The 26,772-nt window shown below is 73.4% G+C and carries 24 protein-coding genes and 1 pseudogene; 13 read left to right on the top strand and 12 right to left on the bottom strand.

The window, feature by feature from the left end; all coding sequences use genetic code 11:
* The 5 genes and pseudogenes from ACR9ZK_RS10345 to ACR9ZK_RS10325 all read left to right on the top strand — a co-directional run.
* Nucleotides 1–278 (top strand): annotated as a pseudogene (locus ACR9ZK_RS10345) (membrane protein insertase YidC); the annotation flags it as partial.
* Nucleotides 279–378: 100 nt separating this feature from the next.
* Nucleotides 379–1,092 (top strand): Jag family protein, encoded by a 714-nt coding sequence (locus tag ACR9ZK_RS10340; RefSeq protein ID WP_481341817.1) that lies wholly within the window; start codon nucleotides 379–381, stop codon nucleotides 1,090–1,092.
* Between the two features lie 74 nt (nucleotides 1,093–1,166).
* Nucleotides 1,167–1,961, top strand: a complete 795-nt coding sequence (rsmG, locus tag ACR9ZK_RS10335) for a 16S rRNA (guanine(527)-N(7))-methyltransferase RsmG (protein WP_481341816.1) — start codon at nucleotides 1,167–1,169, stop codon at nucleotides 1,959–1,961.
* 238 nt (nucleotides 1,962–2,199) lie between these two features.
* The gene (locus ACR9ZK_RS10330; RefSeq protein WP_481341815.1) at nucleotides 2,200–3,600 is read left to right on the top strand and encodes a ParA family protein; all 1,401 of its coding nucleotides are present in this window, start codon (nucleotides 2,200–2,202) and stop codon (nucleotides 3,598–3,600) included.
* Nucleotides 3,601–3,895: 295 nt separating this feature from the next.
* Complete coding sequence (locus ACR9ZK_RS10325) at nucleotides 3,896–5,032, top strand: ParB/RepB/Spo0J family partition protein (protein WP_481341813.1); 1,137 nt, start codon at nucleotides 3,896–3,898, stop codon at nucleotides 5,030–5,032.
* Nucleotides 5,033–5,080: 48 nt separating this feature from the next.
* Here the strand turns inward: ACR9ZK_RS10325 and ACR9ZK_RS10320 are convergent, their stop codons facing one another.
* On the bottom strand, nucleotides 5,081–6,538 hold the full coding sequence (locus ACR9ZK_RS10320; protein ID WP_481341812.1) for a hypothetical protein: 1,458 nt from the start codon (nucleotides 6,536–6,538) through the stop codon (nucleotides 5,081–5,083).
* A 166-nt stretch (nucleotides 6,539–6,704) separates the two neighbouring features.
* On the opposite strand from ACR9ZK_RS10320, the gene ACR9ZK_RS10315 reads away from it, so the two are divergent.
* The gene (locus ACR9ZK_RS10315; RefSeq protein ID WP_481341811.1) at nucleotides 6,705–7,565 is read left to right on the top strand and encodes an Fpg/Nei family DNA glycosylase; all 861 of its coding nucleotides are present in this window, start codon (nucleotides 6,705–6,707) and stop codon (nucleotides 7,563–7,565) included.
* 65 nt (nucleotides 7,566–7,630) lie between these two features.
* Here ACR9ZK_RS10315 and ACR9ZK_RS10310 read toward each other — a convergent pair whose 3' ends face one another.
* Nucleotides 7,631–8,032, bottom strand: coding sequence for a PNPOx family protein (locus tag ACR9ZK_RS10310; protein ID WP_481341810.1), 402 nt, complete (start codon nucleotides 8,030–8,032; stop codon nucleotides 7,631–7,633).
* 11 nt (nucleotides 8,033–8,043) lie between these two features.
* Nucleotides 8,044–8,367 carry a DUF1905 domain-containing protein gene (locus ACR9ZK_RS10305; RefSeq protein WP_481341809.1) on the bottom strand — a complete coding sequence of 108 codons (324 nt, stop codon included), beginning with the start codon at nucleotides 8,365–8,367 and terminating at the stop codon, nucleotides 8,044–8,046.
* 61 nt (nucleotides 8,368–8,428) lie between these two features.
* Here ACR9ZK_RS10305 and ACR9ZK_RS10300 point away from each other — a divergent pair, with 61 nt between their 5' ends.
* Nucleotides 8,429–9,319, top strand: coding sequence for a metallophosphoesterase family protein (locus ACR9ZK_RS10300; RefSeq protein ID WP_481341808.1), 891 nt, complete (start codon nucleotides 8,429–8,431; stop codon nucleotides 9,317–9,319).
* Between the two features lie 125 nt (nucleotides 9,320–9,444).
* Complete coding sequence (locus ACR9ZK_RS10295) at nucleotides 9,445–10,272, top strand: alpha/beta hydrolase (RefSeq protein WP_481341807.1); 828 nt, start codon at nucleotides 9,445–9,447, stop codon at nucleotides 10,270–10,272.
* 7 nt (nucleotides 10,273–10,279) lie between these two features.
* Here ACR9ZK_RS10295 and ACR9ZK_RS10290 read toward each other — a convergent pair whose 3' ends face one another.
* The gene (locus tag ACR9ZK_RS10290) at nucleotides 10,280–11,296 is read right to left on the bottom strand and encodes a glutathione S-transferase family protein (RefSeq protein ID WP_481341806.1); all 1,017 of its coding nucleotides are present in this window, start codon (nucleotides 11,294–11,296) and stop codon (nucleotides 10,280–10,282) included.
* An 88-nt stretch (nucleotides 11,297–11,384) separates the two neighbouring features.
* Here ACR9ZK_RS10290 and ACR9ZK_RS10285 point away from each other — a divergent pair, with 88 nt between their 5' ends.
* On the top strand, nucleotides 11,385–12,107 hold the full coding sequence (locus tag ACR9ZK_RS10285) for a GNAT family N-acetyltransferase (protein ID WP_481341804.1): 723 nt from the start codon (nucleotides 11,385–11,387) through the stop codon (nucleotides 12,105–12,107).
* On the opposite strand, the gene ACR9ZK_RS10280 is transcribed toward ACR9ZK_RS10285, so the two are convergent.
* The 8 genes from ACR9ZK_RS10280 to ACR9ZK_RS10245 form a co-directional block, all read right to left on the bottom strand.
* On the bottom strand, nucleotides 12,084–13,304 hold the full coding sequence (locus ACR9ZK_RS10280; RefSeq protein WP_481341803.1) for an N-acetylmuramoyl-L-alanine amidase: 1,221 nt from the start codon (nucleotides 13,302–13,304) through the stop codon (nucleotides 12,084–12,086). The genes ACR9ZK_RS10285 and ACR9ZK_RS10280 overlap by 24 nt on opposite strands.
* 150 nt (nucleotides 13,305–13,454) lie before the next feature.
* Nucleotides 13,455–13,778: a thioredoxin gene (trxA, locus tag ACR9ZK_RS10275; protein WP_207556001.1), complete on the bottom strand. Its 324-nt coding sequence runs from the start codon at nucleotides 13,776–13,778 to the stop codon at nucleotides 13,455–13,457.
* A 93-nt stretch (nucleotides 13,779–13,871) separates the two neighbouring features.
* Nucleotides 13,872–14,906 carry a thioredoxin-disulfide reductase gene (trxB, locus tag ACR9ZK_RS10270; RefSeq protein ID WP_481341802.1) on the bottom strand — a complete coding sequence of 345 codons (1,035 nt, stop codon included), beginning with the start codon at nucleotides 14,904–14,906 and terminating at the stop codon, nucleotides 13,872–13,874.
* A gap of 139 nt (nucleotides 14,907–15,045) precedes the next feature.
* Nucleotides 15,046–15,876, bottom strand: a complete 831-nt coding sequence (locus ACR9ZK_RS10265) for a hypothetical protein (RefSeq protein WP_481341801.1) — start codon at nucleotides 15,874–15,876, stop codon at nucleotides 15,046–15,048.
* Nucleotides 15,877–16,053: 177 nt separating this feature from the next.
* Nucleotides 16,054–16,626: an RNA polymerase sigma factor SigM gene (gene sigM, locus ACR9ZK_RS10260; RefSeq protein WP_481341800.1), complete on the bottom strand. Its 573-nt coding sequence runs from the start codon at nucleotides 16,624–16,626 to the stop codon at nucleotides 16,054–16,056.
* Between the two features lies 1 nt (nucleotide 16,627).
* Entirely contained in the window at nucleotides 16,628–18,658 is a 2,031-nt protein-coding gene (locus ACR9ZK_RS10255; RefSeq protein ID WP_481341799.1) for a protein kinase family protein, read from the bottom strand.
* Nucleotides 18,659–18,787: 129 nt separating this feature from the next.
* On the bottom strand, nucleotides 18,788–21,169 hold the full coding sequence (locus ACR9ZK_RS10250) for a DUF6049 family protein (protein ID WP_481341798.1): 2,382 nt from the start codon (nucleotides 21,167–21,169) through the stop codon (nucleotides 18,788–18,790).
* A complete protein-coding gene (locus ACR9ZK_RS10245; protein WP_076263003.1) occupies nucleotides 21,166–21,651 on the bottom strand; it encodes an NUDIX hydrolase in 486 nt (161 codons plus the stop codon). The genes ACR9ZK_RS10250 and ACR9ZK_RS10245 overlap by 4 nt, the downstream gene beginning before the upstream one ends.
* 108 nt (nucleotides 21,652–21,759) lie before the next feature.
* Between ACR9ZK_RS10245 and ACR9ZK_RS10240 the strand changes: the two genes are divergently transcribed.
* The 4 genes from ACR9ZK_RS10240 to ACR9ZK_RS10225 all read left to right on the top strand — a co-directional run.
* Nucleotides 21,760–23,247: a CCA tRNA nucleotidyltransferase gene (locus ACR9ZK_RS10240; protein WP_481341797.1), complete on the top strand. Its 1,488-nt coding sequence runs from the start codon at nucleotides 21,760–21,762 to the stop codon at nucleotides 23,245–23,247.
* Nucleotides 23,248–23,564: 317 nt separating this feature from the next.
* Nucleotides 23,565–24,095, top strand: coding sequence for a hypothetical protein (locus ACR9ZK_RS10235; protein WP_481341795.1), 531 nt, complete (start codon nucleotides 23,565–23,567; stop codon nucleotides 24,093–24,095).
* Nucleotides 24,092–24,904 (top strand): PP2C family protein-serine/threonine phosphatase, encoded by an 813-nt coding sequence (locus ACR9ZK_RS10230; protein WP_481341794.1) that lies wholly within the window; start codon nucleotides 24,092–24,094, stop codon nucleotides 24,902–24,904. Before ACR9ZK_RS10235 ends, ACR9ZK_RS10230 begins: the two co-directional genes overlap by 4 nt.
* Before the next feature lie 2 nt (nucleotides 24,905–24,906).
* Nucleotides 24,907–26,772, top strand: a 1,866-nt coding sequence (locus ACR9ZK_RS10225) for a hypothetical protein (protein ID WP_481341793.1), incomplete at its 3' end; no start/stop codon positions are given.

Below are 26,772 nucleotides of genomic sequence, written 5' to 3'. Positions count from 1 at the left end.
GCATCAACTTCCCGATCGGTGTCCTGCTCTACTGGTTGACGACGAACCTCTGGACCATGGGTCAGCAGTTCTACGTCATCCGCAACATGCCCGCGCCCGGGTCCGAGGCCGAGGCCCGGCGGCGCGAGCGCCTCAAGCGCAAGGGTCGCGACATGGAGGAGCTCACCGTGCCGGGTCTCGATGGCGACGCCGTCGAGGAGGCCCCCAAGGCGGGCCAGCGGCAGCAGCCCAAGAGCAAGAAGCGCGCGAAGGCCGCCCCGCCGAAGAACCGCCGCTGAGGCGTTCATCCACAGTCTTGTCCATAGCTTCCGGCCCGCTGACCTGCGACGACATGAGTCGTCCACAGATTCCGGCTCCGGTGAACGAAGGAGTTACCCCATGAGCGACACCCAGGCGACCGGCGACGTGGCACTCGACACGACGCCCGACACGACCACCGACACGACGCCCGACACGACCACCGACACCACGAGCGGCGCGACGGACCCGACGGACCCGACCGCTGACTCGACCACCGACCCGACCGACACGGGGATCGAGGCGGCGGACGAGGGGGCGACCGACGACGGTGACGCCGCCCCCGCTGCGGCGGACGAGACGGGCAAGCCAGACAGGTCCTCGCGGGTGCGTCAGCTCGAGCGCGAGGGTGAGGTTGCCGCCGACTTCCTCGAGACCCTCCTCGACATCGCCGACCTCGACGGGGACCTCGACGTCGACGTCGACGGTGACCGTGCCGCAGTGGCCATCGTCGACTCCGAGGACGGGCGCGTCCCGCGCCGCCTCGTCGGCCCGAACGGAAAGGTGCTCGAGGCCCTCCAGGAGCTGACCCGTCTGGCGGTCCAGGCCGAGACCGGCGAGCGCAGCCGCCTCATGCTGGACATCGCCGGGCACCGAGCCGAGCGACGCTCGACCCTCGTCGACCTCGCGAAGACCGCCATCGAGCAGGTCAAGGCGACAGGGGAGAAGTCTTCCCTCGAGCCGATGTCGGCCTTCGAGCGCAAGGTCGTCCACGACGAGGTCGCGGCCGCGGGGCTCGTCTCGGAGTCCGAGGGCACGGAGCCGCACCGTCACGTCGTCATCCTCCCGGCCTGAACGCGGCCCGTTTCACGTGAAACGCGGCGGGACGCGTCGAGCGTCCGCCGGCGACGGAGGGCGAGGAGCACGGCGTGGGTGACGAGGAGCTCTGGACGAGCGGACCACCGGCCACCCCGGGCATCGCCGCAGCGGTGTTCGGAGAGCGACTCGAGCTCGCCGAGGAGTTCGTGGCTGTGCTTGCCGACACCGGCATCAGCCACGGGCTCATCGGGCCGCGGGAGGCGCCGCGCCTGTGGGACCGGCACGTCCTCAACTGCGCAGTGGTGCACACGGCCATCCCCGTGCGTGACGCCGGCGGTCAAGAGGTCATCGACGTCGGGTCCGGCGCCGGCCTGCCCGGGCTCGCCCTCGCCATCGCCCGTCCCGACCTGCACCTGCACCTCGTCGAGCCGCTGGCCCGACGGACGGGCTGGCTCTCCGGCACCATCGCCCACCTCGGCCTCGACAACGTCACCGTGCACACGGCCCGCGCCGAGGCGCTGTGGGACGTGGTCCGCGCGCCGTGGGTCACGGCGCGGGCCGTCTCGGGCATCCTCCAGCTCGCGGAGTGGACGCTCCCGCTGCTGGCGCCGCACGGGAGCGTCCTCGCCCTGAAAGGCCTGCGGGCGAGGGGGGAGCTCGAGGAGAGCCGGACGGCTCTGGCGCGTCTCGGTGTCGTCGACGCGGCCGTCGAGGAGTACGGCGCGGGGGTCCTCGACGAACCGACGATCGTGCTGCGAGCGACGATCGGGGAGGCGGTGGATCGGCGCAAGTTCCGCTCCCGAGCACCGAGCAGCGCCGGTTCCGCGCGTCGGCGGGGCGATCGGCCGCGTGGTTCGCGGCGCACCGGCCCGGCGTCGAGCAGACGTCGGCCGCATCAGACATGATCGTGCCGAGACCTTTCCGGCGGTGGGCGGGGCGACGTCCCCGTTCTCATCACCACCGCCTCCGCACGCGATCCCCGGAGGTGCACTCCCCGTGACGATGTCGACGAACCTGGGGTGGCCCAGCGAACCCGAACCGTCGCCGGAGCACCGTCACCTGGGTTGGCTCGCGCGAAGGCTCGCTGTTTCACGTGAAACAGACCACGCACCGGCGGTCGGCGCAGGCTCGAGGAGCGACGACGTGGGGGAAGCTCCCACGGCGGTGGTGGTCGACGCGACGCTCGCCACCCCGGTGCGCGACGAGGAGGGGACGCCGGCCGCCGAAGGCTCTTCGGCTCCGACGACCGGGCGGTCGGACGTCGACCGGGCCGAGCCGGGAGCCGCGGAGGCCCTCGAGGAGCAGCCCACCGACGCATCGGTCCCCGGACGAGCAGTCGTCGGCTCCGGTGCCGGTGCCGCGGCCCAGCAGACCACAGCCGTGGAGGTTCTGGCGTCCGAGCCGGCCCCGACGGAACCACAGGACGAGGTGCCACCAGCACCTGAGGCCGAGCACCCCGAGGCCCTCGGGCCGCCCAGCCAGACCGATGACGAGGAAGACCGACCTGTGGACAATGCGGTGGATGACCCGCCCGAGAACACGCTCTCCACGCAGGAACCCGGCCTGTCCGCGGCTGGGGACAACGCTGTGGACGAGAGCGCCCGGCACCGTGCCTACGCCGAGGGGCTCGCCGAGCGGGAGGCCCTCGTGGCTGCCCTGCCGGCCGCCGACGCGGACACGCCGCTGGCCCGCGAGCTCGCCGACAACGCACGGCGTCGCATCCAGCTGACGGGTCGGCCGTTCCCGAAGCCAGCCGCACCTCGCGTCCTCACCGTCGCCAACCAGAAGGGCGGCGTCGGCAAGACGACGACCACGGTGAACATCGCCGCTGCCCTCGCCCAGTCCGGTCTCACGGTTCTCGTCATCGACCTGGACCCGCAGGGCAACGCGAGCACCGCCCTCGGCATCGACCACCACGCCGAGGTGCCCTCGATCTACGACGTGCTCGTCGACGGCAAGCCGCTGCTCGATGTCGTGCAGCCGTGCACCACCGTCGAGGGGCTCTACTGCGCACCGGCGACGATCGACCTCGCCGGTGCCGAGATCGAGCTCGTCTCCCTCGTCGCCCGCGAGTCGCGGCTGCACAAGGCGATCGGGGCCGCCGGGGAGCAGGGCCACGGCTACGACTACATCCTCATCGACTGCCCGCCGAGCCTCGGTCTGCTCACCGTCAACGCCATGGTGGCCGCGAGCGAGGTCTTCATCCCGATCCAGTGCGAGTACTACGCCCTCGAGGGCCTGTCGCAGCTGCTCAAGAACATCGAGCTGGTCCGGGCCCACCTCAACCCGCCGCTGCACGTCTCGACGATTCTGCTGACGATGTACGACGGGCGCACCCGCCTCTCGGCCCAGGTCGCCGAAGAGGTCCGTGAGCACTTCCCGGAGCAGGTCCTGCGCACCACGGTGCCCCGGTCGGTCCGCGTCTCGGAGGCGCCGAGCTTCGGCGAGACGGTCCTGACGTACGACCCCACGAGCAGCGGCGCCCTGGCCTACCTGGAGGCGGCGGGGGAGATCGCCGACCGCGGCGCCGACGGCCGAAGCTGACCCGCCTGCGGCCTCTCCAGGCCGTGCTTCTTCCGTTTCACGTGAAACACGGGTGCTTCCGGGTGCCGCAGGCCCTCATGCGTCGCCACAGGTCTCACTCCTGTTTCACGTGAAACAGGAAGCGTCCCAGCGACTGCCTCCTGCCATCGGCACCGTCCGGGCTCCCGCGGGCGGGTGCGTTTCACGTGAAACGCCCAATACGGCGCGACGTGCCGCCTGCACGTGTCCCCACAGCGATGCACCTAGACTGACCGCGGGCGCGACGGCCGCGCCCGACATGGTCTGAGGATGTGGAATGGCGGAGAAGCGTCGGGCACTGGGTCGGGGTCTGGGAGCACTCATCCCGAGCGCACCGAGCGGGGGGACGGGTCGGCCCGTCGACGTCTTCTTCCCCGAGCAGAAGCGTGACGAGAACGGCGGCGGAGCGGTCGCCGTCGCCGTTGTGGAGACCGACGAGACCACGGAAGCCGCCGAGACCACAGGGACCGGCAGCCCCGCCCAGCGGCCCGGCGCGACCGGTGACGCGGCGCCGCCCAGCCAGCAGGTGACGGAACCGACCCCCTCCGAGGCCGACACCACGGGTTCGCAGCTCGCGGTCGTTCCCGGCGCGGAGTTCGCAGAGCTCGACATCGACTCGATCCGGCCCAACCCGCGCCAGCCGCGGACGGTCTTCGACGAGGACCACATGGGCGAGCTCGTCCACTCGATCCGCGAGATCGGGGTGCTCCAGCCTGTCGTCGTGCGTCGCATCCCCGAGGAGCAGCTCGCCGAGGCCGACGGCAAGCGTTTCGAGCTCATCATGGGCGAGCGTCGCTGGCGCGCGTCGCAGCAGGCCGAGCAGGCGACGATCCCGGCGATCATCAAGGACACGAGCGACGACGACCTGCTGCGCGACGCCCTCCTCGAGAACCTGCACCGCAGCCAGCTCAACCCGCTCGAGGAAGCGGCCGCCTACCAGCAGCTGCTCGACGACTTCGGCTGCTCCCACGAGGAGCTGGCGACCCGCATCGGCCGGTCCCGGCCACAGATCTCCAACACGCTGCGGCTGCTGAGGCTGCCCCCGCTCGTCCAGCGCCGCGTCGCAGCCGGTGTCCTCAGTGCCGGCCACGCCCGGGCGCTGCTCGGGCTTCCCGACGGCGCCTCGATGGAACGCATGGCTCAGCGCATCGTCGCCGAAGGCCTCTCGGTGCGCACGGTGGAGGAGCTCGTCGCGCTCGGTGAGGGCGGACAGGCGCCGAAGCCGCGCCGGCCGCGCGCCGGCTCGCGGCACCCGCAGCTCGACGAGTACACCTCCGGCCTGGCCGACCACCTCGACACGCGCGTGGCCATCGCGCTCGGCCAACGCAAGGGCAAGATCACCGTCGAGTTCGCCTCGATCGAGGACCTGCGTCGCATCATGGGACTCATGGGCATCGAGGGAAACCACCGCTGAGAGCTCGCCGTCACCCGTGCCGGGGGTGACGGCAACCGGCTGCGGTCCTCAGAGCCAGGTGGCCGGCCTCGGGACGACCACGCCGATGGCATCCCCGACCTGGACCACGGGTCCGGACCCCACGCGCGCCGCCAGCTCGGAGCACTGGCTCCCGGCGCACCAGTGCGTGACGACGTCGGCGTACTCGTAGAGCATCATCTGCACCGTACCGACCGTGATACCCCCCGCGGCGGTTCGACGCTGCGCAGGGTTCTGGTACAGGACCACGTCGTGCAGGCCGGTGCGTTGCTGTGCGGCCACCACGGCATCGACGATCGCGGCGTACTCACGCCGCGTCTGCTGGTGGGCCGAGACGTCCGATCGCCACTGGACCAGTCCGGCGACCGACAACGCGACGAGGAGGACGAGGCCGACCCGCCGGGGCCACCTCACGCTGGACAGGAGCAGGCCGGCCGGCACGACGGCGAGCAACCAGCCCCAGAGCAAACCCCGGGGATTGGTGGTGACCCCGGTGACGAGGGTCTGGGCTCCGCCGAGGGCGATGACGAGGGCAAGACCGGTGAGGACGCGCAGCCACGCACCCCGCGTCCGGGGGTCGAGGAGGGCGACGATCCCGGCGACCGCCCCGAGGACGAGCGAGGGTGGGCCGAGCGCCTTGGCCAGTCCCTTCAGGTCGACGAGGTAGCGGTGCGCGTTGACGACGAGGGCGTGCAGACTGTGCGCGGCGTTGGGGTGACGCCAGGCTGATATGCGAACTCCGAAGTGGCGGAAGGCGATCCAGTTCAAGGTGTAGATCGTCAGGATGCCGATCCCGTAGACGACGACGAAGAGCGCGCAGGCGGCAAGGGTCGTTCGCCAGGGGCGTCGGCGCAGGTGGACGAGCGCGGCGACGAGGACGACGGGCGCCAGGGGCGGGTACGTCAGGACCGAGAGAACCGTCGCCACGAACCCCCAGACGACGAGGCGGCCGCGACCCACCGATGCGCGCGGAAGGGTCCACACCGCGAGGGCCGCGACGACGGCCGAGGGGGTGAGCGTCGCCGGCCAGTAGACGAGTCGCTCCCACAGCGGGGAGGCGAACACGGCCAGAGCCAGGAGGGCTGCGGCCGCCCGGCCACGCACGTCGAACAGGCGCACGAAGCCGACGACGAAGGCGCCGTAGGCCACGGCGTAGAGCACCGACGCGACGACGGGCATCTCGTGCTGGCCGACGACGAGCCACCAGACGTAGTTGAGCCAGCGGCCCTCGGTGAGGTTCTTCTGCCAGACGCCGGAGCCGCCCGGGATGTGTTCCGGCAGCAGGTACGGCCAGTCGTCACGGCGGATGAACGGCGTCACGACCTGCGCCACGTACCCGCTGACGAGGACCCCGGCGACGACGGCCAGCACCGCGGCCCACGCCGGCGCCCGGTCGGAGGCCGGGGTCCCGAGCCCGGAGGCGGGATCGTCCGTCGGGTCGTCGCGCATCCGCCGCACCTGCACGGAGTCAACGGAGTCAGTCGCCATGGTCCCCTCGTTCCCGGAAGCCGCCGGCGACTGCTGTTCCCCCGGTGGCAACGATACGGTAGCCGCGGACGCTCGGCGAGCCGTCCCCGCGTCGCCGACCGCGCCGCGGTCGACGACGCGCCCGGTCGTCCGAGACACCCGTCCCCCTACCCGACCGAGGAGAGCCGTGCCCGAGGGCCATACGATCCACGCCCTCGCAGCCCGCCTGGAGCGCGCGTTCGCCGACCGCGTCGTTGCCGCCTCGAGTCCGCAGGGGCGGTTCGCGGCCGATGCCGCCCGGCTCGACGGCCAGCATCTGCACGGGGCGCGGGCCCACGGCAAGCACCTCTTCGTCGACCTCGGACCGGAGACGCTTCACGTCCACCTCGGCCTCATCGGCACGTTCCCGGTGCGACCGGCCGGGCCCGACGGAGTGCCGGCGCCGCTGCCGACGATACGGCTTCGCCTGGAGACCGACGCCCACTACGCCGACCTGCGGGGGCCCATGACGTGCACCGTCGTCGACGCGCGCCGGGAACGTGAGATCGTCGGCACGCTCGGCCCGGACCCGCTGCGTCGCCGGCAGCAGCCCCAGCGGGCACTTCAGCGAATCAGCAAGAGCCGCAAGGGGATCGGCGAACTCCTGATGGACCAGTCGGTCATCGCCGGGGTCGGCAACGTGTACCGGTGCGAGGTGCTGCACCGGCAGGCGATCGACCCGATGACGCCCGGTCGAGAGCTGTCGAGCGGGGCCTGGGAGGCCCTCTGGGAGGACCTCGTCCTCCTCATGCCGCTGGGGGTGACGTTCTCGCAGATCCTGACGATGCAGGACCAGGTCGACGCCGCTCGCCGGCTCCGACGCAGCGGTCGGGCGCGAGCCATCACGGAGTCGCTGACCGGCGAGCGTCTCGGTGACCACTTCGAACGTCGCTTCCTCGTCTACCAGCGCACCGGGTTGCCGTGCCCCAGGTGCGGGGCACCCGTGCGGGACCGCACCGTCGCCGGGCGGACGCTGTACTGGTGTCCCGAGTGCCAGGTGCGCCGCTGACGCCTCCCCTCGACGGCCTCGACGGCCCAGTGCCTCGGTGTCCTCGACCGGGTCCTGCCACGAGCTCACCACCCGGTGAAGGGAGCTCGGGCCAGAACCGGGATCTCGACGAAGTCGTGGCAGCCCAGGACCGGCAGCAGCGCGCGCGGCGGCTGCGGCATCCGTCGCAGGCCCTCCTCCTCGTCGATGAAGACCGGCGGGCCGAGCATCAGCAGCTCGTCGCGCAGGTGCATCCGTCCGCCACCGGCGGCGCGGAGGTTGGCCAGCCAGTCGACGCGCGGCCCGTACGTCAGGGCGACGGTGACATGGTCCGCGCCGTCGAACGCCATCATCGGGACCCGGAAGACGCGCCCGGACCGCCGACCCACGTGCTCGAGCTCGACGAACCAGCCGTGCCCCGCGAGGTGGACCATCGCCTTGTTGAGGACGTCCCGGTTCAGCGTCGTGACGGCTCGGGGGATCGGCATCGGCCCGCTCCTCAGCCTGTGACGCCGTCGGTGACGAGATCCAGCCGCAACCGCACGACGTCGCCGAGCTCGACGCGCTCGGCGCGGCGCACGTGGGCCTTGACCGGGACGACGAAGCCACCGTCCTTGGGGAACAACGACGTCCGGAACTCCGTGCGTCCGAGGCGCCCCCGCACCGGTAGGCAGCCCCAGCCGTAGCTCGCGAACGACCACGCGGCGACCTCCGCCAGCTCGGGCTCGGGCACGACGACGAAGTGGAAGGGCGAGGGTCCGCGCCAGTAGACGACCTCACCGGTGAAGTCGACGTGAAAGAGCCCCTGGGCGCTTGAGGACACCCACCCAGCATCGCTCCCACCGAGCCCGATCACAACGACGGGCACCGCATACATTGGCGCCATGGTCTTCACGGGGAGCCGACCGGCACCGACGCACGTCCTCGCCCACCTGTCCGACATGCACCTCATCGCCGGTGGGGGGCTGCTGCAGGGCCACATCGACACCGTCGCCCAGCTGCGCAAGGCGCTCGAGAAGGTCGAGGCGTCGGGGGAGCGCCTCGATGCCCTCGTCCTGTCCGGCGACCTCACCGACAGCGCCCAACCGGAGGCCTACGCGACGCTGCGCGAGCTCGTCGAGCCGGTGGCCGAGCGTCTCGGCGCCACGGTCGTCGTCACGGGCGGCAACCACGACGAACGGCGCCCGCTGGCGCAGGGCTGGTACGGCCTCGACACCGACGAGCCGCAGGACCGCGTCACCGTCGTCCGCGGCCTGCGGATCGTCGACGTCGACTCGGCCCTGCCCGGCTTCCACCACGGTGGGTTCTCGGAGGCCCAGTACGCCTGGCTCGCAAGGGAGCTCGCGACCCCGGCCGAGCACGGGACGATCCTCGTCATGCACCATCCGCCGATCACCTACCGGTCCCCGGTCATGCAGCTGCTGGACTTCGACGACACCGACCGGCTCCGCGCGGCGCTCGAGGGCACCGACGTGCGGGCCATCCTCAGCGGCCACCTCCACGTCACGAGCTTCGGGACGCTCGGGCACATCCCGGTGCTCGTCGCCGGCGGGGTCTCGTACGTCGACGACGTCAGCGCCCCGCGCGAGCTGCTCATGGGCGTCGACGGCCCGCAGTCCTGGAACCTCGTCGAGGTGCACGCCGACCACGTCGTCGCGACGGTGGCCCCGGTGGAGCAGCACCCGACGTGGCCCAGCCTCAGCGACGCCGTGGTCGACTACATGGCAACGGTGCCCGAGGAGGAGCGTCGCACCGTCTTCTCGACGAAGCGCTGACCTCTCCACGAAGCGCGCGGAAATTTCCCGATCCACGTGTCGAGACGCCGTTGCCCCGTTCGACATGGGGATGACCGACCCAGCCGGTAGCGCGTCAGCGCGACCACCAGACCGAGGAGCCCAGCATGAGCCCGACCCCCACCTCCGTGACCGCCCTTCAGCACGCGACGTCGGCAGACGGCACGACGATCGCCTACGAGACCTACGGCAGCGGTCCCGTCGTCGCCGTCGTCGGCGGCGCCTTCTGCGACCGCGGTTCCTTCCGCGACGTGGCGCAGGCGCTCGGCGCGCTCGGCCTCACCGGCGTGACGTACGACCGGCGCGGACGCGGCGACAGCGGCGACACGCAGCCCTACGCCGTGCAGCGTGAGGTCGAGGACCTCACGGCGGTCATCGGGGCGGCGGGCGCGCCCGGGACCCCCGCCTACGCGTTCGGCGTGTCCTCCGGGGGTGCCCTCGTCATCGAGGCGGCCGCGGGCGGCGCCCCGCTCGCCAGGGCGGCGGCTCTCGAGGTGCCCTACCGCACCGAAGGCTGGCCGTCGCCGCCCGCGGACTACATCGGACGTCTCGAGCGCCTCGAGGCCGCCGGCGACCGGGAGGGCATCCTGCGGTTCTTCAACACCGAGGCCGTGGGCATGCCCGACGAGATGGTCGACGGCCTCAAGGGCACGCCGATGTGGGAGCCGATGTTGTCGATGACCTACACCGTGAAGTACGACGGCCTGTGCCTCGGTGGCGACGAGCAGGACATCCCCGCCGAGACCTTCGCGAAGGTGACCATCCCGTTCCTTTCGGTCTGCAGCAGTGGCACGCAGATGCCGTGGCTGCACGACGCGGCCCAGGTCGTCGCCCGCGCGTTGCCCGACGGCCGGGCGGTGGAGCTGCCCGGAGACTTCCACCACGTGCCCGCCGCGACGCTGGCTCCGGCGCTCGCCGACTTCTTCAGGGCCTGATCCGGCCTCAGAGCAGGGCCAGCGCCGGGTTGTGCTCGGGTGGCACCACCTCGCGCACCGGTCCCGGCGGGGTCCCGTCGCCGAACGGGGACCCGCCGAGGGCCTCGCGGCCGTGCGGCGTGGCCCAGTTCTCGAGTGCCGGGCCGAGCGGGACGACTCCGGTCGGGTTCACGTCGCGGTGCACGACGTAGTAGTGCCGCTTGATGTGCGCGAAGTCGATGGTGTCGCCGAAACCGGGGGTCTGGAAGAGGTCACGGGCGTAGGCCCACAGGACCGGCATCTCGGTCAGCTTCGAACGGTTGCACTTGAAGTGCCCGTGGTAGACCGGGTCGAACCGCACGAGGGTCGTGAAGAGGCGCACGTCCGCCTCGGTCACGTGGTCCCCGACGAGGTAGCGACGCGTCGCCAGGCGTTCCTCGAGCAGGTCGAGGTGCTGCCACAGCCGTCGGTAGGCCTTGTCGTAGGCCTCCTGGGTGCCGGCGAAGCCGCACCGGTAGACGCCGTTGTTGACGTACCGGTAGATCGGCTCGCTCACGGCCTCGATCTCGTCGGCGAGCTCGGCCGGGTAGAGGTCGGGCGCACCGTCGCGGTGCAGGTCGCGCCACTCGGTCTCGAGGTCGACGGTGATCTGCTTGAAGTCGTTGGTCACGACCTGCCCGGTGGGCACGTCGACGACCGCCGGAACCGTGATCCCGCGCGGGTAGTCCGGGTCGCGCTTGAAGTAGGCGTCCTGGATGCGGGGGATCCGCAGCACCGGGTCGAGCCCGCCGGGGTCGAGGTCGAAGGTCCAGCTGCGGCTGTCGTGGGTCGGGCCGCAGATGCCCATCGACAGGGCGTCCTCGAGCCCGAGGAGCCGGCGCACGATGATCGCCCGGTTGGCCCACGGGCAGGCGCGGGCGACGACGAGGCGGTAGCGACCGGCCTCGACCGGCCAGCCGTCGCGCCCGTCACGCGTGATCCGCGTCGTGATGTAGTTCGTGTCCCGCTTGAAGCTCTTCTCGACGTAGGTGCCCGGCTCGCTCATGCCGTCCACCCTAGGCGGAGGCCCGCGTCCGAGGGCCCTCCGCGCGTCCGGTGTCCCCGTCGTGCCGGTGGCGGGACAGAATGGGCCCATGGCCGGAACGAGGACGCGTGAGCTACGGCCACTCACGCCCGACCGCGTCGCGGACCTCGTCGGGTCCTGTGCGCCGTGCACGTTCTGGCAGACCGTCCCGAACAACGGCCACGGTGACCCGGCCGACCCGCTCGCCCTGCTCGCGGCGTGGGTGGAGTCGGTGACGACCGACTGGGGGCCACCCGGACGCGTCGCGTACGTCGACGGCCGTCCGGTCGGGCACGTCGTCGTCGCGCCGGCCCGGCTCGTCCCGAGGCTGGCCGCCTTCCCGACGTCGCCGTCGGACCCGTCGACGCTCATGCTCGTCACGGCCGTCACCGCCGACGCGTCGGGCGGCGCGGAGCTCGCCGGACGCGTCGGCAAGGGGCTGCGCAAGGCGCTCGTCCAGGCCGCCGCCAAGGAGGCCCTGCGGCACCGGGCGCGCTCGCTCGACGTCATCGCCGCACGTCCGCTCGCCGTGGACCGGCACGACTGCGTCCTCGAGGCGCGGGTGCTCGAGGACGCCGGCTTCCGCGTCGAGCGTGACCACCCGTCCTACCCCCGGCTGCGGATCGACCTGCGGACCCTCGTGACGATCCGCGACGAGGCCGCGGAGGCGGTGCGCCGCGCCTTCGCCGCGGTGCCCGCCGTACGCCCGGTTCCGGAGACGCACCCCAACGGGTCGAGCCACGCGCGGACCGCCGACGACGCGTGGGCGTCAGGTACCGGTGCGCGGGGGTGAGTCGGAGGCTCCGACGTGCTGACGACGCATGGCCTCCAGGTGGCGACGCAGGTCGTCGAGGCGCAGCACGCCCGTGCGCGCCGTGTCGGCCTCGCCGAGGTACATCCGCTGGAGCGCGACGACGACCGCCTCGGCCACGGCGTCGAGGGTGCGCGTGTCCGCCAGGGCCGCGGCGTCGCCGTCGTTGTTGAGGTAGCCGAAGTCGAGCCGCACCGCGGGCATCCGGGTGCGACGCAGCAGCGGCCAGGTGCGCGCGTGCGTGCGGCAGTCGGTCAGGCCGGTGCGCGCCACGACCTCGCGCAGCAGCAGGTCGGCGAAGTGCTCGCCCGTGGTGGACCAGCCCGCGCCGTCGGCGTGGCCGTAGAAGAACGTCGCGACGCCGTGCGCCGAGCCGGTGGCGCTGTGGTCGGTGTGCAGCGACAGCACGAGGTCGGCCTCGCACGAGTTGGCGAACGCCGCACGCTCCTCGTCGGAGCCACCGTCGGTCGCCGCAGTGCGGGTGAACACGACGCTGACGCCGTGGGCCGACAGCCGTCCCTCGATGCGCCGGGCGAGGTCGAGGGCCACCTCGGCCTCGACGAGGCCGCGGTGGCCGGTCGCCCCGGCGTCGCCCGCGCCGTGGCCGGGGTCGAGGACGATGGTGCGCCCGCTCAGCGAGAAGCCGCTGCGACGGATGTGCTCGCGCTCGCGCAGGGCGTTGGCCGAGCCGCCGACGACGGAGCGGCGCAGCCCGGCGAAGGCGCGCATCGTCTCCGGACCGACGACCCCGTCGGGCACGAGGCCCACGGCAGCCTGGAAGCGCCGCACCGCGGCGTCGGTCTCGGGGCCGTGCAGGCCGTCGATCTTGCCGGGGGTGAAGCCGAGCTCGGCCAGACGCGCCTGCAGCGTCACGACGTCGTCCCCCTCGAGGAAGAACTCCGGCAGGTAGCGCAGGACGCGGTCACCGAGGCCCCAGCGTGCGCCGTCGAGGGCCGCGAACGTGGAGGGCCCGACGACGCCGTCGACGAGGAGGCCGCGCCGCTGCTGGAACGACTTGACGGCCTGCTCGACGCGCTCGTCGAAGATCGGGTCGCCGAACCGGTCGGTGTGGCCGGCTCCGCCCGACAGGTCACCGGTGACGACGAGCCGCTCACAGACCGCGGCGACGGCGGGACCGGAGTCACCTCGTCGGAGCACGACCGACGGGAGAGGGGTCATGACGGCTCCTTCCGGTGGAGGGGCCCGGGCGCGGACCGGACGCTCGAGGGACGGTGGGCACGGTGGGCACGTGGCTCGACCCATCGGGCAGCCTAGTACGCGAAGGGGGTGGCGCCGTGTCGGCGACCACCCCCTTGACGTACCCGCGCATCAGGCGATGAACTCCTCGAGCTCCCGCAGCAGCTTCGGCTTCGGGTGCGCGCCGACGATCGTCTTGACGACCTCGCCCTTGACGTAGACGTTGAGGGTGGGGATCGACACGACGCCGTAGCGCGCCGCGGTGTCGACGTTGGCGTCGGTGTCGAGCTTGACGATCTCGATCTTGTCGCCGTACTGCTCGTTGATCTCCTCGAGGATCGGGGCGACCTTGCGGCACGGGCCGCACCACGTGGCCCAGAAGTCGACGAGCACGGGCTTCTCGCTCATGAGGACGTCGTCGGCGAAGGTGGCGTCGGTGGTGTTCTTCAGTGCCATGGAGATTCCTTCTCGTGTGCGGCTGGCGAGTGGGCGGTGCGGACGGGGGCCGTGCACGGTTCGTGCACGCGGTCGGACCGGTGGTCCTCGGTGTCAGGCTCCGGCGCCGACGGTGGCACGCGGGTCGGGGATCGGACCCGCGTCGGTGTCGTCGATCGCGGCGGCCTCGGCGGCGGCCTCGGCGGGTGAGTCGGTGTCCTCGAGCGCGGCGAGGTAGTGCTCGGCGTCGAGGGCGGCGGCACAGCCCGACCCGGCCGCCGTGATGGCCTGGCGGTAGGTGTGGTCGACGAGGTCGCCCGAGGCGAAGACGCCGGGCACGTTGGTCCGCGTCGACCGGCCCTGGACGAGCACGTAGCCGGCGTCGTCGGTCTCGAGGACGCCCTTGACCAGCTCGTTGCGCGGGTCGTGGCCGATGGCGACGAACAGACCGGTGACCGCCAGCTCGCGCGTCTCGCCGGTGACCGTGTCGCGCAGCGTGACGCCGGACAGCTTGTCCTCGCCGTGGATCTCGGCGACCTCGGAGTTCCAGGCGAAGCGGATCTTGTCGTTGGCGAAGGCGCGGTCGGCCATGATCTTGCTCGCGCGCAGCTCGTCGCGGCGGTGGATGATCGTGACGGTGCGGGCGAACTTCGTCAGGAAGGTCGCCTCCTCGATGGCGGAGTCGCCGCCACCGACCACGGCGATGTCCTGGTCACGGAAGAAGAAGCCGTCACACGTGGCGCACCACGAGACGCCGTGGCCGGACAGCTCCTTCTCGCGCGGGAGGCCGAGCTCGCGGTAGGCCGACCCCATCGAGAGGATGACGGCCTTCGCGCGGTGCACCCTGCCCTCGCCGTCGGTGACGGTCTTGATGTCGCCGGTGAGGTCGACGGCGGTGACGTCGTCGGTGACCAGCTCGGCGCCGAAGCGTTCGGCCTGCGCCCGCATGTTGTCCATGAGGTCGGGGCCCATGATGCCGTCGCGGAACCCGGGGAAGTTCTCGACGTCGGTCGTGTTCATCAGGGCACCACCGGCCGTCACGGCGCCCTCGAACACGAGGGGCGCCAGGTTCGCCCGCGCCGCGTACACCGCGGCCGTGTAGCCGGCGGGGCCGGAGCCGATGATGATGACGTTGCGGACGTCGGACATGGGGACTGCTCCTCGGTGACGCTGGGGGTGCTCGGATGCTCGCGCGCCGCCCCGTTCCCGGGGCGCTGCGGGCCACATGGGCCTCAACCGATCCTAGGCGGTCGTTGTTCCCGCGCCTCCCAGCCCGCGCCGGGACGGCTCAGGGCAGGGGTGTCTCGGGGTGCAGCACGCCGGGGGCCCCCGCCGAGCAGGAGCGCTCGACGACCCAGGCGCCGCTCACGCCGTCGCGCGTCACGACGACCACCGCCGCCGGACGTCCCTCGTAGGTGGCGAGGTCGGCCGACACGGCGCTCGGGGGCGGCGTGGTGGCGCCGAGTCCCTCGAGGCACGACGCGAGGCCGACCTCGGTGCCGATGGGTCCGATGGCCGGTGCCTCCGCGGCACCGGGACGCAGCGGCTGCCCCGGGTGGTCGACGAGGTCACGGGCCCGGGCGGCGAGCGTCGCGGCCGTGTAGTCGGTACCGCCGAGCTGGATGTGCATGCCGCCGGGTCGGGGGCCCCCGGGGTCGCGCGACGCGGTCGTCGTCGACGAGGCGAACCCGCCGCCGATGACCGCCGTGCTGTTCGGGCGCTTCGTCAGGTGCAGGGCCGATGCTCCGGCCGTGACGACGAGGGCTGCGGCAGCGACGGCGGCGGCCAGGTACAGCGGCCGGGGCCGACGCGACGGCGGCCGCAGGTCGAGGACGGTGGCGTGGTCGTCGTGCGGGCCGGCCGGGGACCGCGGGTCGGCGAGCGGCCCGCGGTCCACCCGTAGGCGGGCCTCCTCGGCGAGGGCCGTGGCGATGCGGTCGGCGACGACGCGGGGCATCGGCCCCGGGTCCGGGTCGGGCGCTGCGAGCAGCGCCCGGACGTGCTCGGCCAGCTCGTCGGGGTCGGTGTGCTCGGGGTCGGTGTGCTCGGGGTCGGTGTGCTCGGGGTCGGTGTGCTCGGGGTCGAGGGGCGGCTCAGGGGACTGCCTGGACTCGTCCACGGGATGGTCCTTCGTCAGGTGCGTGCAGGGGTCGGAGCGGAGGGTGACGCCGGGGGTGACGCGGTCACGGGTCCGCAGGGACGCGGCACGGGTGGCCGCACGCCGGAGCTTCGACGTGCCGACGTCGCGGCCCGGTTCCCTGCGGATCCGACCAGATGCGGGGTCGTGCCCTCCCGGTCACGCGTCGGCGGTGGGACGCTGTCCGGGCGTCAGCCCGAGGTGCTGGGCCAGGGCGGCGCGCCCCCGTGCGCACCGCGACTTGATGGTGCCCTCGGCGACGCCGAGGATCTCGGCGGCCTCGGCCACGGGAACCGCATGCATGTCGACGAGGACCAAGGCGGCGCGCTGGCCCTCGGGCAGCCGCTCGAGGGCCTCCCGGATGTCGAGGCGGACCACGGTGGAGGCGTGGTCGTCGTGGCGGTCGGCGAGCTCGTACTCGGGCAGCTCGGTCGTCGGCCTGCGCCGCCGGAGCCGGTCGAGGCACGCGTTGACGACGATGCGGTGCAGCCACGTGGTGACCGCTGCCTCGCCGCGGTAGGAGGCGGCCCGGCGGAACGCGGCGATGAAACCGTCCTGCACGCAGTCGGCCGCGAGGTCGGGGTCGCGCACCGTGCGCAGCGCGACGGCCCACATCCGGTCCCGGTGCCGGCGGAACAGCTCCGCGAAGGCGTCGTCGTCGCCCTCGACGTGCAGCCGGAGCAGGTCCCGGTCGCTCCGCTCGGCGATCGGGGCGCCAGGGCCCCCGACCACGTCAGCGCACCGTCACTTCGTCGATCTGCGCGCGGTAGTGCTTGGGCGCCTCGGCGGGCGCCGCCTTGGTGATGAAGACGATGATCCTCGTCGCCTCCTGGAGGGTGCCGGAGGCCGTGATCGTCACGGTTCCCTGGGCGTCGGACTTCGAGCCGACCTCCTGCGCGCCGGAGCGGGAGTCGCCGTTCGTCGCGTAGACGGTGACGTCCTGCTCGGCCGGGAGCACGAGGGTGACCTCCTTGACCGCGGTCGGGCGGCTCAACGTCAGGATGAGGCCGAGGCCGTCCTTCTTGCCGTTGTAGTCGTCGCTGCCGTACCACCGCGACCGCCACCCCGTGCCGGGGTCGCCGTCGAACGCCTTGTCGGCGTTCTGGTCGGCCTCGTTGCCGTCCTCCTCGTCGTAACCCTTGCCGCTCGTGATCGAGACGGGTGCCGCGGGCGGCGCGACGGTCGAGCTCGGTGCGGCCGGGGTGCTCGAGCCGGCCTGGCTCTGCGAGGGCGGACGCGTCTTCGTCACGGTGACGGTCCTGCCGGCTCCGGTCGGGCCGTCGTGCTGGCCGATCTTCGCCACGTTCTGGATGCCGATGACGAGGCCCAGGAGCACGAGGACGCCGACGACGGCGAGGGCGATGCGCGACTGGGCCCCGCTCGGTCGCTCCGGCGCGTCGCGTCCGAACACCGGCACCGGGGGCTCGAGCCGCCCGGTCGGAGCCTCCTCGAGGGCATCGGACAGGTGGATGTCCTCGCCGTCGAAGTCGTCGTGGCCGTTGCGCCGCTCGGCGGCTCGGGCCGCGGCCTTGTCGGCGGCCGCGCGGGCGAACGAGCCGACCTTGTCACCGATCGAGCCGGCCACACCGGCGGCGGCCGCACCCGCGGCGGCGAGGCCGGCCTGCGCGCGGGCGCTCGTGGACTCCTCACGCCCCGCCGACGCGGCGGCGCTCGACGCCTCGCCGCCTTCGTCGCTCTGGTCGCCCCCGGCTCCTTCGCCGCTCGTGCGGCCGGCGTCGGCACGGTCGAGGACGTGGGTGTGGGCGCGAGACGGGTCCGACGCGGCCAGGGCGTGCGGCAGCTCCTCCGTGCGTTCACCGACGGCGGAGGCCGCTGCGCCGAAGACCGCCCCGGCGCCCGCACCGACCGAGAGGGCCCCCGCGCCGAGGTCGTTGACGGCCGGCAGCACCCTGGTGGGCTCGAAGTCCCCACGCGTCGAGGACAGCCGGATGCCGGAGGCACCGTCGGAGGCCGGCGCCGTGGCGGGCCACGGCGCGATCTGGAGGGCGAGGTCGCCGGGCGAGACGGGCCCACGGTGGCCCCCGCCGAGGGTCATGCGACAGATGAGGTCGAGATCGTTGGGCACGCCGACGGCGATCTCGGACGGGGCGGCGACACCACCGACGACGGTCGGCGCGGCCTCGAGACCGACGGGACCGCCGGCCGGGATGAGCCCGCCGTCGACGTCGACCATCGGCCAGCGTCCGGTCAGCCCCGCGTAGGCGATCTTGACGAGCCCGACCGCGTCGGCACGCGACGCACGCTCGTCGGACAGGCGGTCCGCGCCGGTGAGCGCGGCCTCGGTGGCCAGGCCGCGGACCTTGACGTCGCCGTCGGGCATCCGCAGGACCGCGCTCGGGGACAGGGCCAGGTGGTGCAGCCCCCGGTGGCTCGCCCTGTCGAGGGCCGTGGCGGCCTCGCCCGTGAGGCGGCGCACCTCGTCGGCGGACAGACCGCCCATCTGGAGCAGGTGGGACAGGGGGAGCGCGCCGGTCAACGGCTCCTCGACGATGAAGCCGACGCCCTGGTCGGTGCCGACGTCGAGGACGCGGACGAGCCGCGGGTCCTCGATGCCGGCGGCGCGGCGAGCGGCGTCGAGCGCGGGGGCGGCGACGGGCGAGGCGCCGGGAAAGACGACGACGACGACCTCCCGCTCGAGCGTGTGGTCGCTGGCGCGCCACCGTTCGTGGTGCGTGCCCTCGGAGGTACGCAGCGTCACGGCATAGCGGCCGCCGAGGACCGTCCCGGGTCCCACTCCCTGCACGTGCGCCACCCTCCCTCGTCGTCGTCCGGTCGGTCTCGTGTCGTCGCGTTCTGGTGCCGGCTCGTCCTCACGTCGGCGGCCGGCTCGGCGACCACGTCGGTGCGTACCCTGCCCACATCCTAGGCGGAGTCAGTCGTGATGCCCGTCTTCGAGCGCCTCGTGCGCCGCCGTGACGGCCTCGATGTCGGGGATCTCGTCGACGCGGGACGTGCCCTTGAGGACGGTGCGCACGATGCCGGCGAGCAGGACCAGGCCCACGAGGATGCCACCGACCCAGTAGATCGCGCCGTCGATGGGGTTGGCGCTCACCGCGATCTGGGCCGGGGAGCCGATGACGGTGCCGTTCGCGGTCGTGAGCCAGGCCCGGATCTCCGCCTTGCCGGCCGCGACGGCGGCGACCTCGACCGACACGTTGGTGCGCGACGACGGACCGATGGTCACCGGACCGGGGTCGCTGACGACCTGCAGGCGTGGGTTCGTCGGCGCGAGGCGCAGCCGCAGCCCGGCCACCTCGTAGTCGAGCCCGTTCTCGATGGTGATCCGCAGGACGCCGTTCTCGGCGAGGAGGTTGACGGTGCCGCGGGGCTGGACGACCTTGATGGCGCGCGTGGCCGCCCTGACGTCTGCGGTCACGGACGCCGACAGGACCACCCAGCCACGCGGCTGGTACCGCCAGCGGGCGCTCGCGAGCTCGTCGAGGACCTCGCGGTACACCCGCTCGAACTCGGCACCGTCGGCGAGCACCTCGGCTACCGACAGGAGCGTGTCGCGCTGGTCGGCCAGGTAGCCCAAGCGCCGGGCGTTGAGCACCGGTCGCGGCGCGGCCGAGGCGACGGCGAGCGCCGGCTTCTCCTGCACGGTCGCCCGGTCGTCGGCGGCGTCGGTGAGCAGCGACCCCGCGTCGACGCCCTCGAGCCACGGGGCGTCCGACACGGCCGACAGGAACGCGGACAGGGCGTCGGGGTCGGGGTCGTAGGACCGGGGGGCGGTGACGAGGACCGACCGGGCCATGCCCGGGCGCTCGCCGAGGAGCACGAGCGACTCGGCGAGGAAGCGCTGCGTCGACAGGACCGCGCTGGGGTCGGTGCGGCGCGGCAGCAGGGCCGACAGCCGGGGGTCGTAGGCCAGCAGCCGAGTGCCGCCGGTGGCCACGCGTCGGGCGCTCGGCGTGTACGGGGAGCCGCCGGTGACGGCACTGCGGTCGACGACGATGCCGGCGGCCTTCTTCACCGCTGTGCCGGCCAGCAGGGTCCGGATGCCCGCCTCTCGCCCGGCGGGCAGGAGGCCGTCGACCGGCCAGACGACGTCGCCCCGGACCGGCTGGCCGACGCGGGCCGCGACGGCCGCGCTGCGGCTGACGAGGTCGCGCACGACGGAGTTGTCCGGGTCGATGCCGACGGCGGCGGCGACGTCGGCATCGGCGTAGGGCAGCGCCCAGAGCCTGCGCCCCCGCAGGTCGGCGGCCAGGGCGTCGCCGAGCCGCGCGATGTCGCGGGTGGCGGCCATGTCAGTCGGTGAGTCGGTCGGTGAGCCGGTCGGCTGGCCCGTGGGGGCGGGAGCGGCTGACGGGCCGGTGGTCGACGATGACGGCGAGCCCGCCGACGGGGTGCCGGTCGGCGTGAGCGTCGGGGTGCCGGACGGGGTGCCGGCGGGGCCGCTCCCCCCGGTCGGCGACGCGTCCGGGCCGAAGACGGAGGGGTCGACGGCGAGGGTCACGTCGGAGCCGGTCGTGCCCGCGACGATGCGGTCGACGCGCGAGCCCGCCCCGATCGCGCGTTCCCACGCCGCGAGGCGCGTGGCGTCGTCGCGGGTGAACAGGTCGGTGTCGGGGTCCAGGGTGAGCGGCAGCACCGTCGCGAGCCGCAGCGGCACGTACTCCTTGCGGTTGTTCCAGGCGAGGAAGGTGCGCGTGGCGCCGGTCGGCTCGCTCGCGCCGCGCTGGACCACCTCGACGGCGATCGGGAGGGCGGCGAAGGCCGCGCGGTCGTAGAGCCCGTCGGCAGGCACGGTGACGCTGAAGGTGCGGGTGCGTCCGGACGCGACGTCGGGCAACGTGCTCGTCGCGACGGTCCGGCCCTGTGCGGGCGTGCGGCCGCTGCCCCAGTCGTCGAGCGCGGTGCGCTGGTTGACGGTGACGTCGCCGCGCACGACCCGCACCGTCGGACCGGTGAGCGGGCCGGTCAGCGGGGCCGTGACCGAGCCCGTCACGGTGACGTCGGTCCCTGCACGAGCGACGCTCGGGCTCATCGAGTCGAGCACGACGACGGCACGGTCGCGCGACGGCGTGACGGCCGGCGAGACGCCGGCGGTCGCGGCGGTCGCGGCGGTCGGCGTCACGGCACGAGGCGCGGCCGCCGCGCGGGCGAGACCGCCGGCGCTCAGTTCCCCGACCGGGACGCCCACCGTGGTGCCGAGCGTCGCGACGACGCCGACCGCCGCCGCGAGCGACCGCACGAGACGGGCCGCGCGGCGTCCGCTCGTGCCCGGACGCCGCGACCCGCGGCGGGTCACGCGGTCCCCGCCAGCCGGTTCCACGCCGCCTGGGCGATGCGGCGCTCGTTGGGGAACGTCAGCCTGCGGTGGACCTCGTCGAGCCGCATCCACGCGACGTCGATGGCCTCGTGGTCCGGGTCGTTCTCGATGGACAGCTCGCCACCGAGGGCCTCGAGGAGGTAGTGGTGCACGAACTTGTGGACGCGCTTGGTCGACGTCGCGAACCAGTAGTCGATGGTGCCGAGCTCGACGAGCACGCGCCCGATGATGCCGGTCTCCTCGGCCACCTCGCGCATCGCGGTCTCGACGAGGGTCTCGCCGGGCTCGACGTGGCCCTTCGGCAGGCACCACTCCACGCGTCCGGCGCGGTTGCGGCGCGCGATGATGGCGATGATCGCCTGGCCGTCCCGGACGTCGACGACGATGCCTCCGGCAGAACGCTCCTCGACCGCGGGCAGCCGCCGGCCAGGGACCTGGCTCGGGATCGGCTGCGCGCTCACATCGTCACCATAACGGGGTCCGGCCCGGCGTTCCTCGTCGTCGGGACCGACGCGGCGAGGCGCCCGGACGGCTCCGGGGCACGGGCCGCGCTCACCTAGGCTGGTCCGGTGCCCGATCGACGTGACCCCGCCCCCTCGCCGCCCGTCGCCGACGCCGGGACGGCCCTGCTCCGGGGCGCCGTCGCACGCCTGGCCCCGGTCCTGCCGATGCTCACCGGGCTCGGCGAGCGGTTCGCGGCAGCGGGTCACGAGCTGGCGCTCGTCGGTGGTCCGGTCCGGGACGCCTTCCTCGGACGCGTCTCTCCCGACCTCGACCTGACGACCGACGCGCGGCCCGACGACATCCTCGGCGTCGTCCGCGGGTGGGCCGACGCCCACTGGGACATCGGTCGGGACTTCGGCACCATCGGGGTGCGCAAGGGCGCGCACGTCATCGAGATCACGACCTACCGCGCCGACACCTACGACCGCACGAGCCGCAAGCCGGAGGTGATGTTCGGCGACTCCCTCGACGGTGACCTCGTGCGCCGCGACTTCACCGTCAACGCCATGGCCGTCCGGTTGCCGGACCTCGCCTTCGTCGACGTCCACGGTGGCCTGTCCGACCTCGTCGCGCGTCGCCTCATGACGCCGGCGGCGCCCGAGGAGTCCTTCGCCGACGACCCCCTGCGGATGATGCGTGCGGCACGGTTCGCCGCGCAGCTCGGCTTCGAGGTCGCGCCGGAGGTCCGGGCGGCGATGACCGAGCGGGCCCAGACGCTGGAGATCATCTCGGCCGAGCGCGTCCGCGACGAGTTCAGCAAGCTCGTCCTCGCGCCCGACCCGCGGCTCGGGCTGGCGCTGCTCGTCGACACGGGGCTCGCGGCCGTGTTCCTGCCGGAGCTGCCGGCGCTGCGCCTCGAGGTCGACGAGCACCACCGCCACAAGGACGTCTACGAGCACACGTTGACGGTCCTCGAGCAGGCCATCGCCCTCGAGGGGCCGGCCGACGGCCCGCCGGAGTCGGTTCCCGGTCCGGACCTCGTGCTGCGCCTCGCCGCGCTGTTCCACGACATCGGCAAGCCGCCGACGCGTCGGTTCGAGAAGGGCGGCGGCGTCTCCTTCCACCACCACGAGGTCGTCGGCGCCAAGATGACGGCCAGGCGCATGAAGGCGATGCGCTTCGACAAGGACACGACCAAGCAGGTCTCGCGCCTCGTCGAGCTGCACCTGCGCTTCCACGGCTACGGCGACGGACAGTGGACCGACTCGGCCGTGCGTCGGTACGTCACCGACGCGGGCCCCCTGCTCCAGCGGCTCCACCGGCTGACCCGCTCGGACTGCACGACGCGCAACGTCCGCAAGGCGCAGCGGCTCTCGCGCGCCTACGACGACCTCGAGGCGCGCATCGAGCGGCTCGCCGCCGAGGAGGAGCTGTCCCGGGTGCGACCCGAGCTCAACGGCAACGAGATCGCCGAGGCGCTCGCCATCCGACCGGGCCCGGTTCTCGGCGAGGCCTATGACTACCTCCTGTCGGTCCGCCTCGACGACGGCCCGATCGGCAAGGACGCCGCCCGCGAGAAGCTCCTCGCCTGGTGGGCTGCCCGCGAGGGCTGACGGGAGCGTCGACGGAGGTTCACCGCGGTCGAGGGGTCGTCCGAGCATGGGTGGCCGCGCCACGAGGGCGAAGCTCCGTCATCGCTCCCGAACGGGTACCTGTCGGGGAGTTCTCCCCATCGCCGGGTCGACTGGTCCGGCCTAGGCTGGGCCGTCCGGATCCGGTCGCGCGGGCCGTCCGGTCCGGCCCCCGACGTCGGTTCCTCGTGGCGACCGCCTTCGGCGTCGACGACGAGCGACCTGACACCGGTTCCGGTGAATGATTGACTGACCGCGCCGTCCCCGTCCCCTGCGGGAACGACCGAAAGGAACCGTGCATGAGCACCCTCGCGTACCCGAGCGCCGACTTCCCGGGCCTGCCGGCCGTGGCCCTCGAGGTTCCCGAGGAGTGGGAACCGGTGCACGCACCGGGCACGACGATGGCCGCGCGCCTGCCACGTCAGGGCGCCTTCGCGCCCAACGTCGTCGTCAGCATCGAACAGTGCGGGCCCGGGTTCCGGGTCGAGGCGTCGCTCGAGCAGGTTGCCACGATGGCGCGCTCGCGCGGGGGCGCGGTGTCCGAGCCCTACGCGGCCGACCTCGGAGGTGCCGCCTTCGTCGGGTGCGACGCGACATGGCCCGACGCCGACGTCGACAGCGTGCTGCAGGCCAACCTCTTCCACGTCGTCCCTCACGAGGCCGACGCGCCCCAGCCCGCGTTCCTCGTCCAGCTCACCGGCGCCGTCGGAGGGCCGGACGCCGAGAGCGACTACGAGCTGGTCCGTGACGTCATCACGACGGTTCGCGTCACGCCCTGGTCGCGCGCCGACCCGCCCGCCGCACCAGGCGAGCGGACGGTCGGGGAGTGACGGCGGTGCGGCCGACCGTGACCGTCGGCGTCCGCTCCGACGTCGGACGCGTCCGCAAGCACAACGAGGACAGCGCGCGCGCCGAGGGCACCGTCTTCGTCGTGGCCGACGGCATGGGCGGCCACGCGGCCGGCGAGGTCGCGAGCCGCATCGCGGCCGAGACCGTGGTCGAGCTCGCGTCGCGGCCGGGCCTGCAGGTCCGCGACGTCGTCGCCCAGGTCGCCGAGGCCAACCGCCGCATCCTCGAGTCCGCGGCGCGACACCCGGAGCAGACCGGCATGGGCACCACCGTGGCGGGCCTCGCCGTCGTGTCGGTCGGCGGCCAGCGGCACTGGGCCGTCTTCAACATCGGCGACTCCCGCGTCTACCGCCTCCTCGACGGTTCGCTGCGCCAGGTGACCGTCGACCACTCGGAGGTCTGGGAGCTCGTGCAGCGCGGCATCCTGACGCCTGAGGAGGCGCACCGCCACCCGGCCCGCAACATCGTCACCCGTTCGCTCGGGCGCGACCCCATGGGGGCCGTCGACACGTGGGTCTTCCCGCCCTACCCGGGCGAGGTGTTCGTCATCTGCTCCGACGGCCTGTCGAACGAGCTGTCCCTCGAGCAGATCGAGGCCATCCTCCTCGAGAACCCTGACGTCGACGCGGCCGCCGAGGCCCTCGTGGACGCCGCTGTCCGAGCCGGTGGGCGCGACAACGTGACTGCTATCGTCGTCGCGTTGCAGGGGCAGGAGTCGGACGCCGACGTCGACGAGGACACCACCCCGCGCGAGAACGTGAACGGCTCATCAGGGGAGAGCAGGTCGTAGACGTGAGTGGCCCGACCGTCGTCGTGGACTGGGCCCCCGACGGGTGGACGCACATCGGGGGCCCCGGCATGCACCTGCTCGTCGGCCTCCCCGAGGAGGACGAGCAGACGCTCCGTGCGAGCGACGCCGCCGACGGCGGGGACCTCGACGACGTCCTCGAGGTGCTGACCGCGGGCGGCATGCGCCGGGCCAAGCACTTCGTCGGAGTGCACACCGGTGACACGACGCGCATCGTGGCCTTCGGGCCGGTGGCCGCCGTCGTCACGCTCGCCGACGGCTCGGAGCACGACGTCCGCGCGACGAGCACCCGGGTCTGGGCCGACCTCGACCTCGCCGAGGCGCCCGACCGCGTGGTGCTCCGGGTGCTCGACGAGTCCGAGCGTGAGCAGCCCGTGCCGCCCCAGACCCTGACCTCGGCCGGCCCGGTGGTCGTGCCGGCTGGTGCCACCACTGCCACCGCAGCCACCGCAGCCACCGTGTCCGACGGTCCGGCCCGGTCAGACGCGTCGACGGCGGGCGACCTCGACGTGCCGGTGACGGCCACCTCGAACGGCTCGCCCGGTTCGACCGGCGCGACCGGCGCGACCGGCGCGGGTGCCCACGCCGCCCCTCCTCCTGCCGTGCCGACCTTCGGGGCGCCGACCGCGGACACCGCGCCGGGCCGCACGACCTCCTCGTGGGACCGCAGCTGGGCCCGGCGCGACGAGTCGGCAGCCGAGCCCGAGGTGGCCGCCACCCGGGCACCACACGCGCCGCAGGCACCGAGTTCACTTGTCGCACAGGATGCGTCGGGATCGGCCATCGGGCAGGTGCAGGACGAGCGGCCGGGCTCACTTGTTGCACAGGGTGATTCGCAGCGGGAAGCAGCGGCGCTGCGGTCCTGGGACTCGGTTCGTCCCGCGGTGCCGGTGCGGGGCCGGAGCGCGCCGGGCGGCGACACGACCGCCGCCGCGGGATCCCCTCCGGCGGTGCCGTCCGACCTGCCCGACGCGGATCCGGCTGCGGCGGCGCCGGCACCGTCGACGCCTTCAGCCGTGCCACCCCCGCTCCCGTCGACGCCAGCGCCGGTGTTCGACGTGCCGGTCTCTCCGGCCGCCGTGGCCACCCCGGCGGTGTCGCCGCAGGCCGCACCGGTTGCCGATGATCTCCCCGACGCCGGCGCGCACCGCGACCTCGAGTCGACGTGGGCCTCCCGACCCGAGGCACCTGAGTCGCCCACGGCGCCCAAGCCCGAGGCCGCCAACGCGACGCCTCGTCCCACGCCTCCGGCGCCGGCCGTGCCGGCCGCTTCCGCCGCGCTGGAGGTCGACGACGACGCGCTGCCTGAGGCACCGAGCTACGACTACCTCTTCGGCCACACCACGGCCGTCGACGAGCACCGGCGGGTCCTCGCCGAGCTGACGAAGGTCGACCAGGGCGACGAGCACCATGACGACCACCATGACCCGCATGACGACCACGACGGTGGCCGTTCGGGCGAGCAGCTCGGCAGGACAGGGACGCCCGACCCCACGGCCGCCGCGCCCGCGGTGGCCGACGCAGCCCCCGCCCCGGTGACCAACCCGGTCCCGGGGTCGCCGGCCGCCCCGGCCCAGCCGGTGCCCGGGACCTCTGGTGGGCTCATCTCTGCGGTGCCGTGGGCGACCTCCTCGCCGGCCGCGAGCGCGCCGTCGGCACCGACGGAGGCGCCGGTCGACACCCCGACGTTCTCGGGCCGCCACACGCCGCCGCCCGCGCCCAGCCTGCTGCCCAAGGTGCACACCCCGCCGCCGGGCGTCCGTGCGCCACAGGCAAGCCCGCTCATCTCGACCGGGCCGCCCCCGGCCGCGCCCTGTCTCTTATACACATCTGACGCTGCCGACGACGGA

This window comes from Monashia sp. HAY1-5C (assembly GCF_056755255.1).
Note: the sequence above shows the minus strand (reverse complement) of the source record. Positions and strands in the feature narration are given on the sequence as shown.

Coding starts and splice junctions, on each gene's coding strand:
- ACR9ZK_RS10325 (WP_481341813.1), top strand. CDS start 3,896: ATGGCGGAGAAGCGTCGGGCACTGGGTCGGGGTCTGGGAGCACTCATC.
- ACR9ZK_RS10285 (WP_481341804.1), top strand. CDS start 11,385: ATGGCCGGAACGAGGACGCGTGAGCTACGGCCACTCACGCCCGACCGC.
- ACR9ZK_RS10310 (WP_481341810.1), bottom strand. CDS start 8,032: ATGCCGATCCCCCGAGCCGTCACGACGCTGAACCGGGACGTCCTCAAC.
- ACR9ZK_RS10295 (WP_481341807.1), top strand. CDS start 9,445: ATGAGCCCGACCCCCACCTCCGTGACCGCCCTTCAGCACGCGACGTCG.
- ACR9ZK_RS10320 (WP_481341812.1), bottom strand. CDS start 6,538: ATGGCGACTGACTCCGTTGACTCCGTGCAGGTGCGGCGGATGCGCGAC.
- trxA (WP_207556001.1), bottom strand. CDS start 13,778: ATGGCACTGAAGAACACCACCGACGCCACCTTCGCCGACGACGTCCTC.
- ACR9ZK_RS10290 (WP_481341806.1), bottom strand. CDS start 11,296: ATGAGCGAGCCGGGCACCTACGTCGAGAAGAGCTTCAAGCGGGACACG.
- ACR9ZK_RS10340 (WP_481341817.1), top strand. CDS start 379: ATGAGCGACACCCAGGCGACCGGCGACGTGGCACTCGACACGACGCCC.
- trxB (WP_481341802.1), bottom strand. CDS start 14,906: ATGTCCGACGTCCGCAACGTCATCATCATCGGCTCCGGCCCCGCCGGC.
- ACR9ZK_RS10280 (WP_481341803.1), bottom strand. CDS start 13,304: ATGACCCCTCTCCCGTCGGTCGTGCTCCGACGAGGTGACTCCGGTCCC.
- ACR9ZK_RS10300 (WP_481341808.1), top strand. CDS start 8,429: ATGGTCTTCACGGGGAGCCGACCGGCACCGACGCACGTCCTCGCCCAC.
- ACR9ZK_RS10235 (WP_481341795.1), top strand. CDS start 23,565: ATGAGCACCCTCGCGTACCCGAGCGCCGACTTCCCGGGCCTGCCGGCC.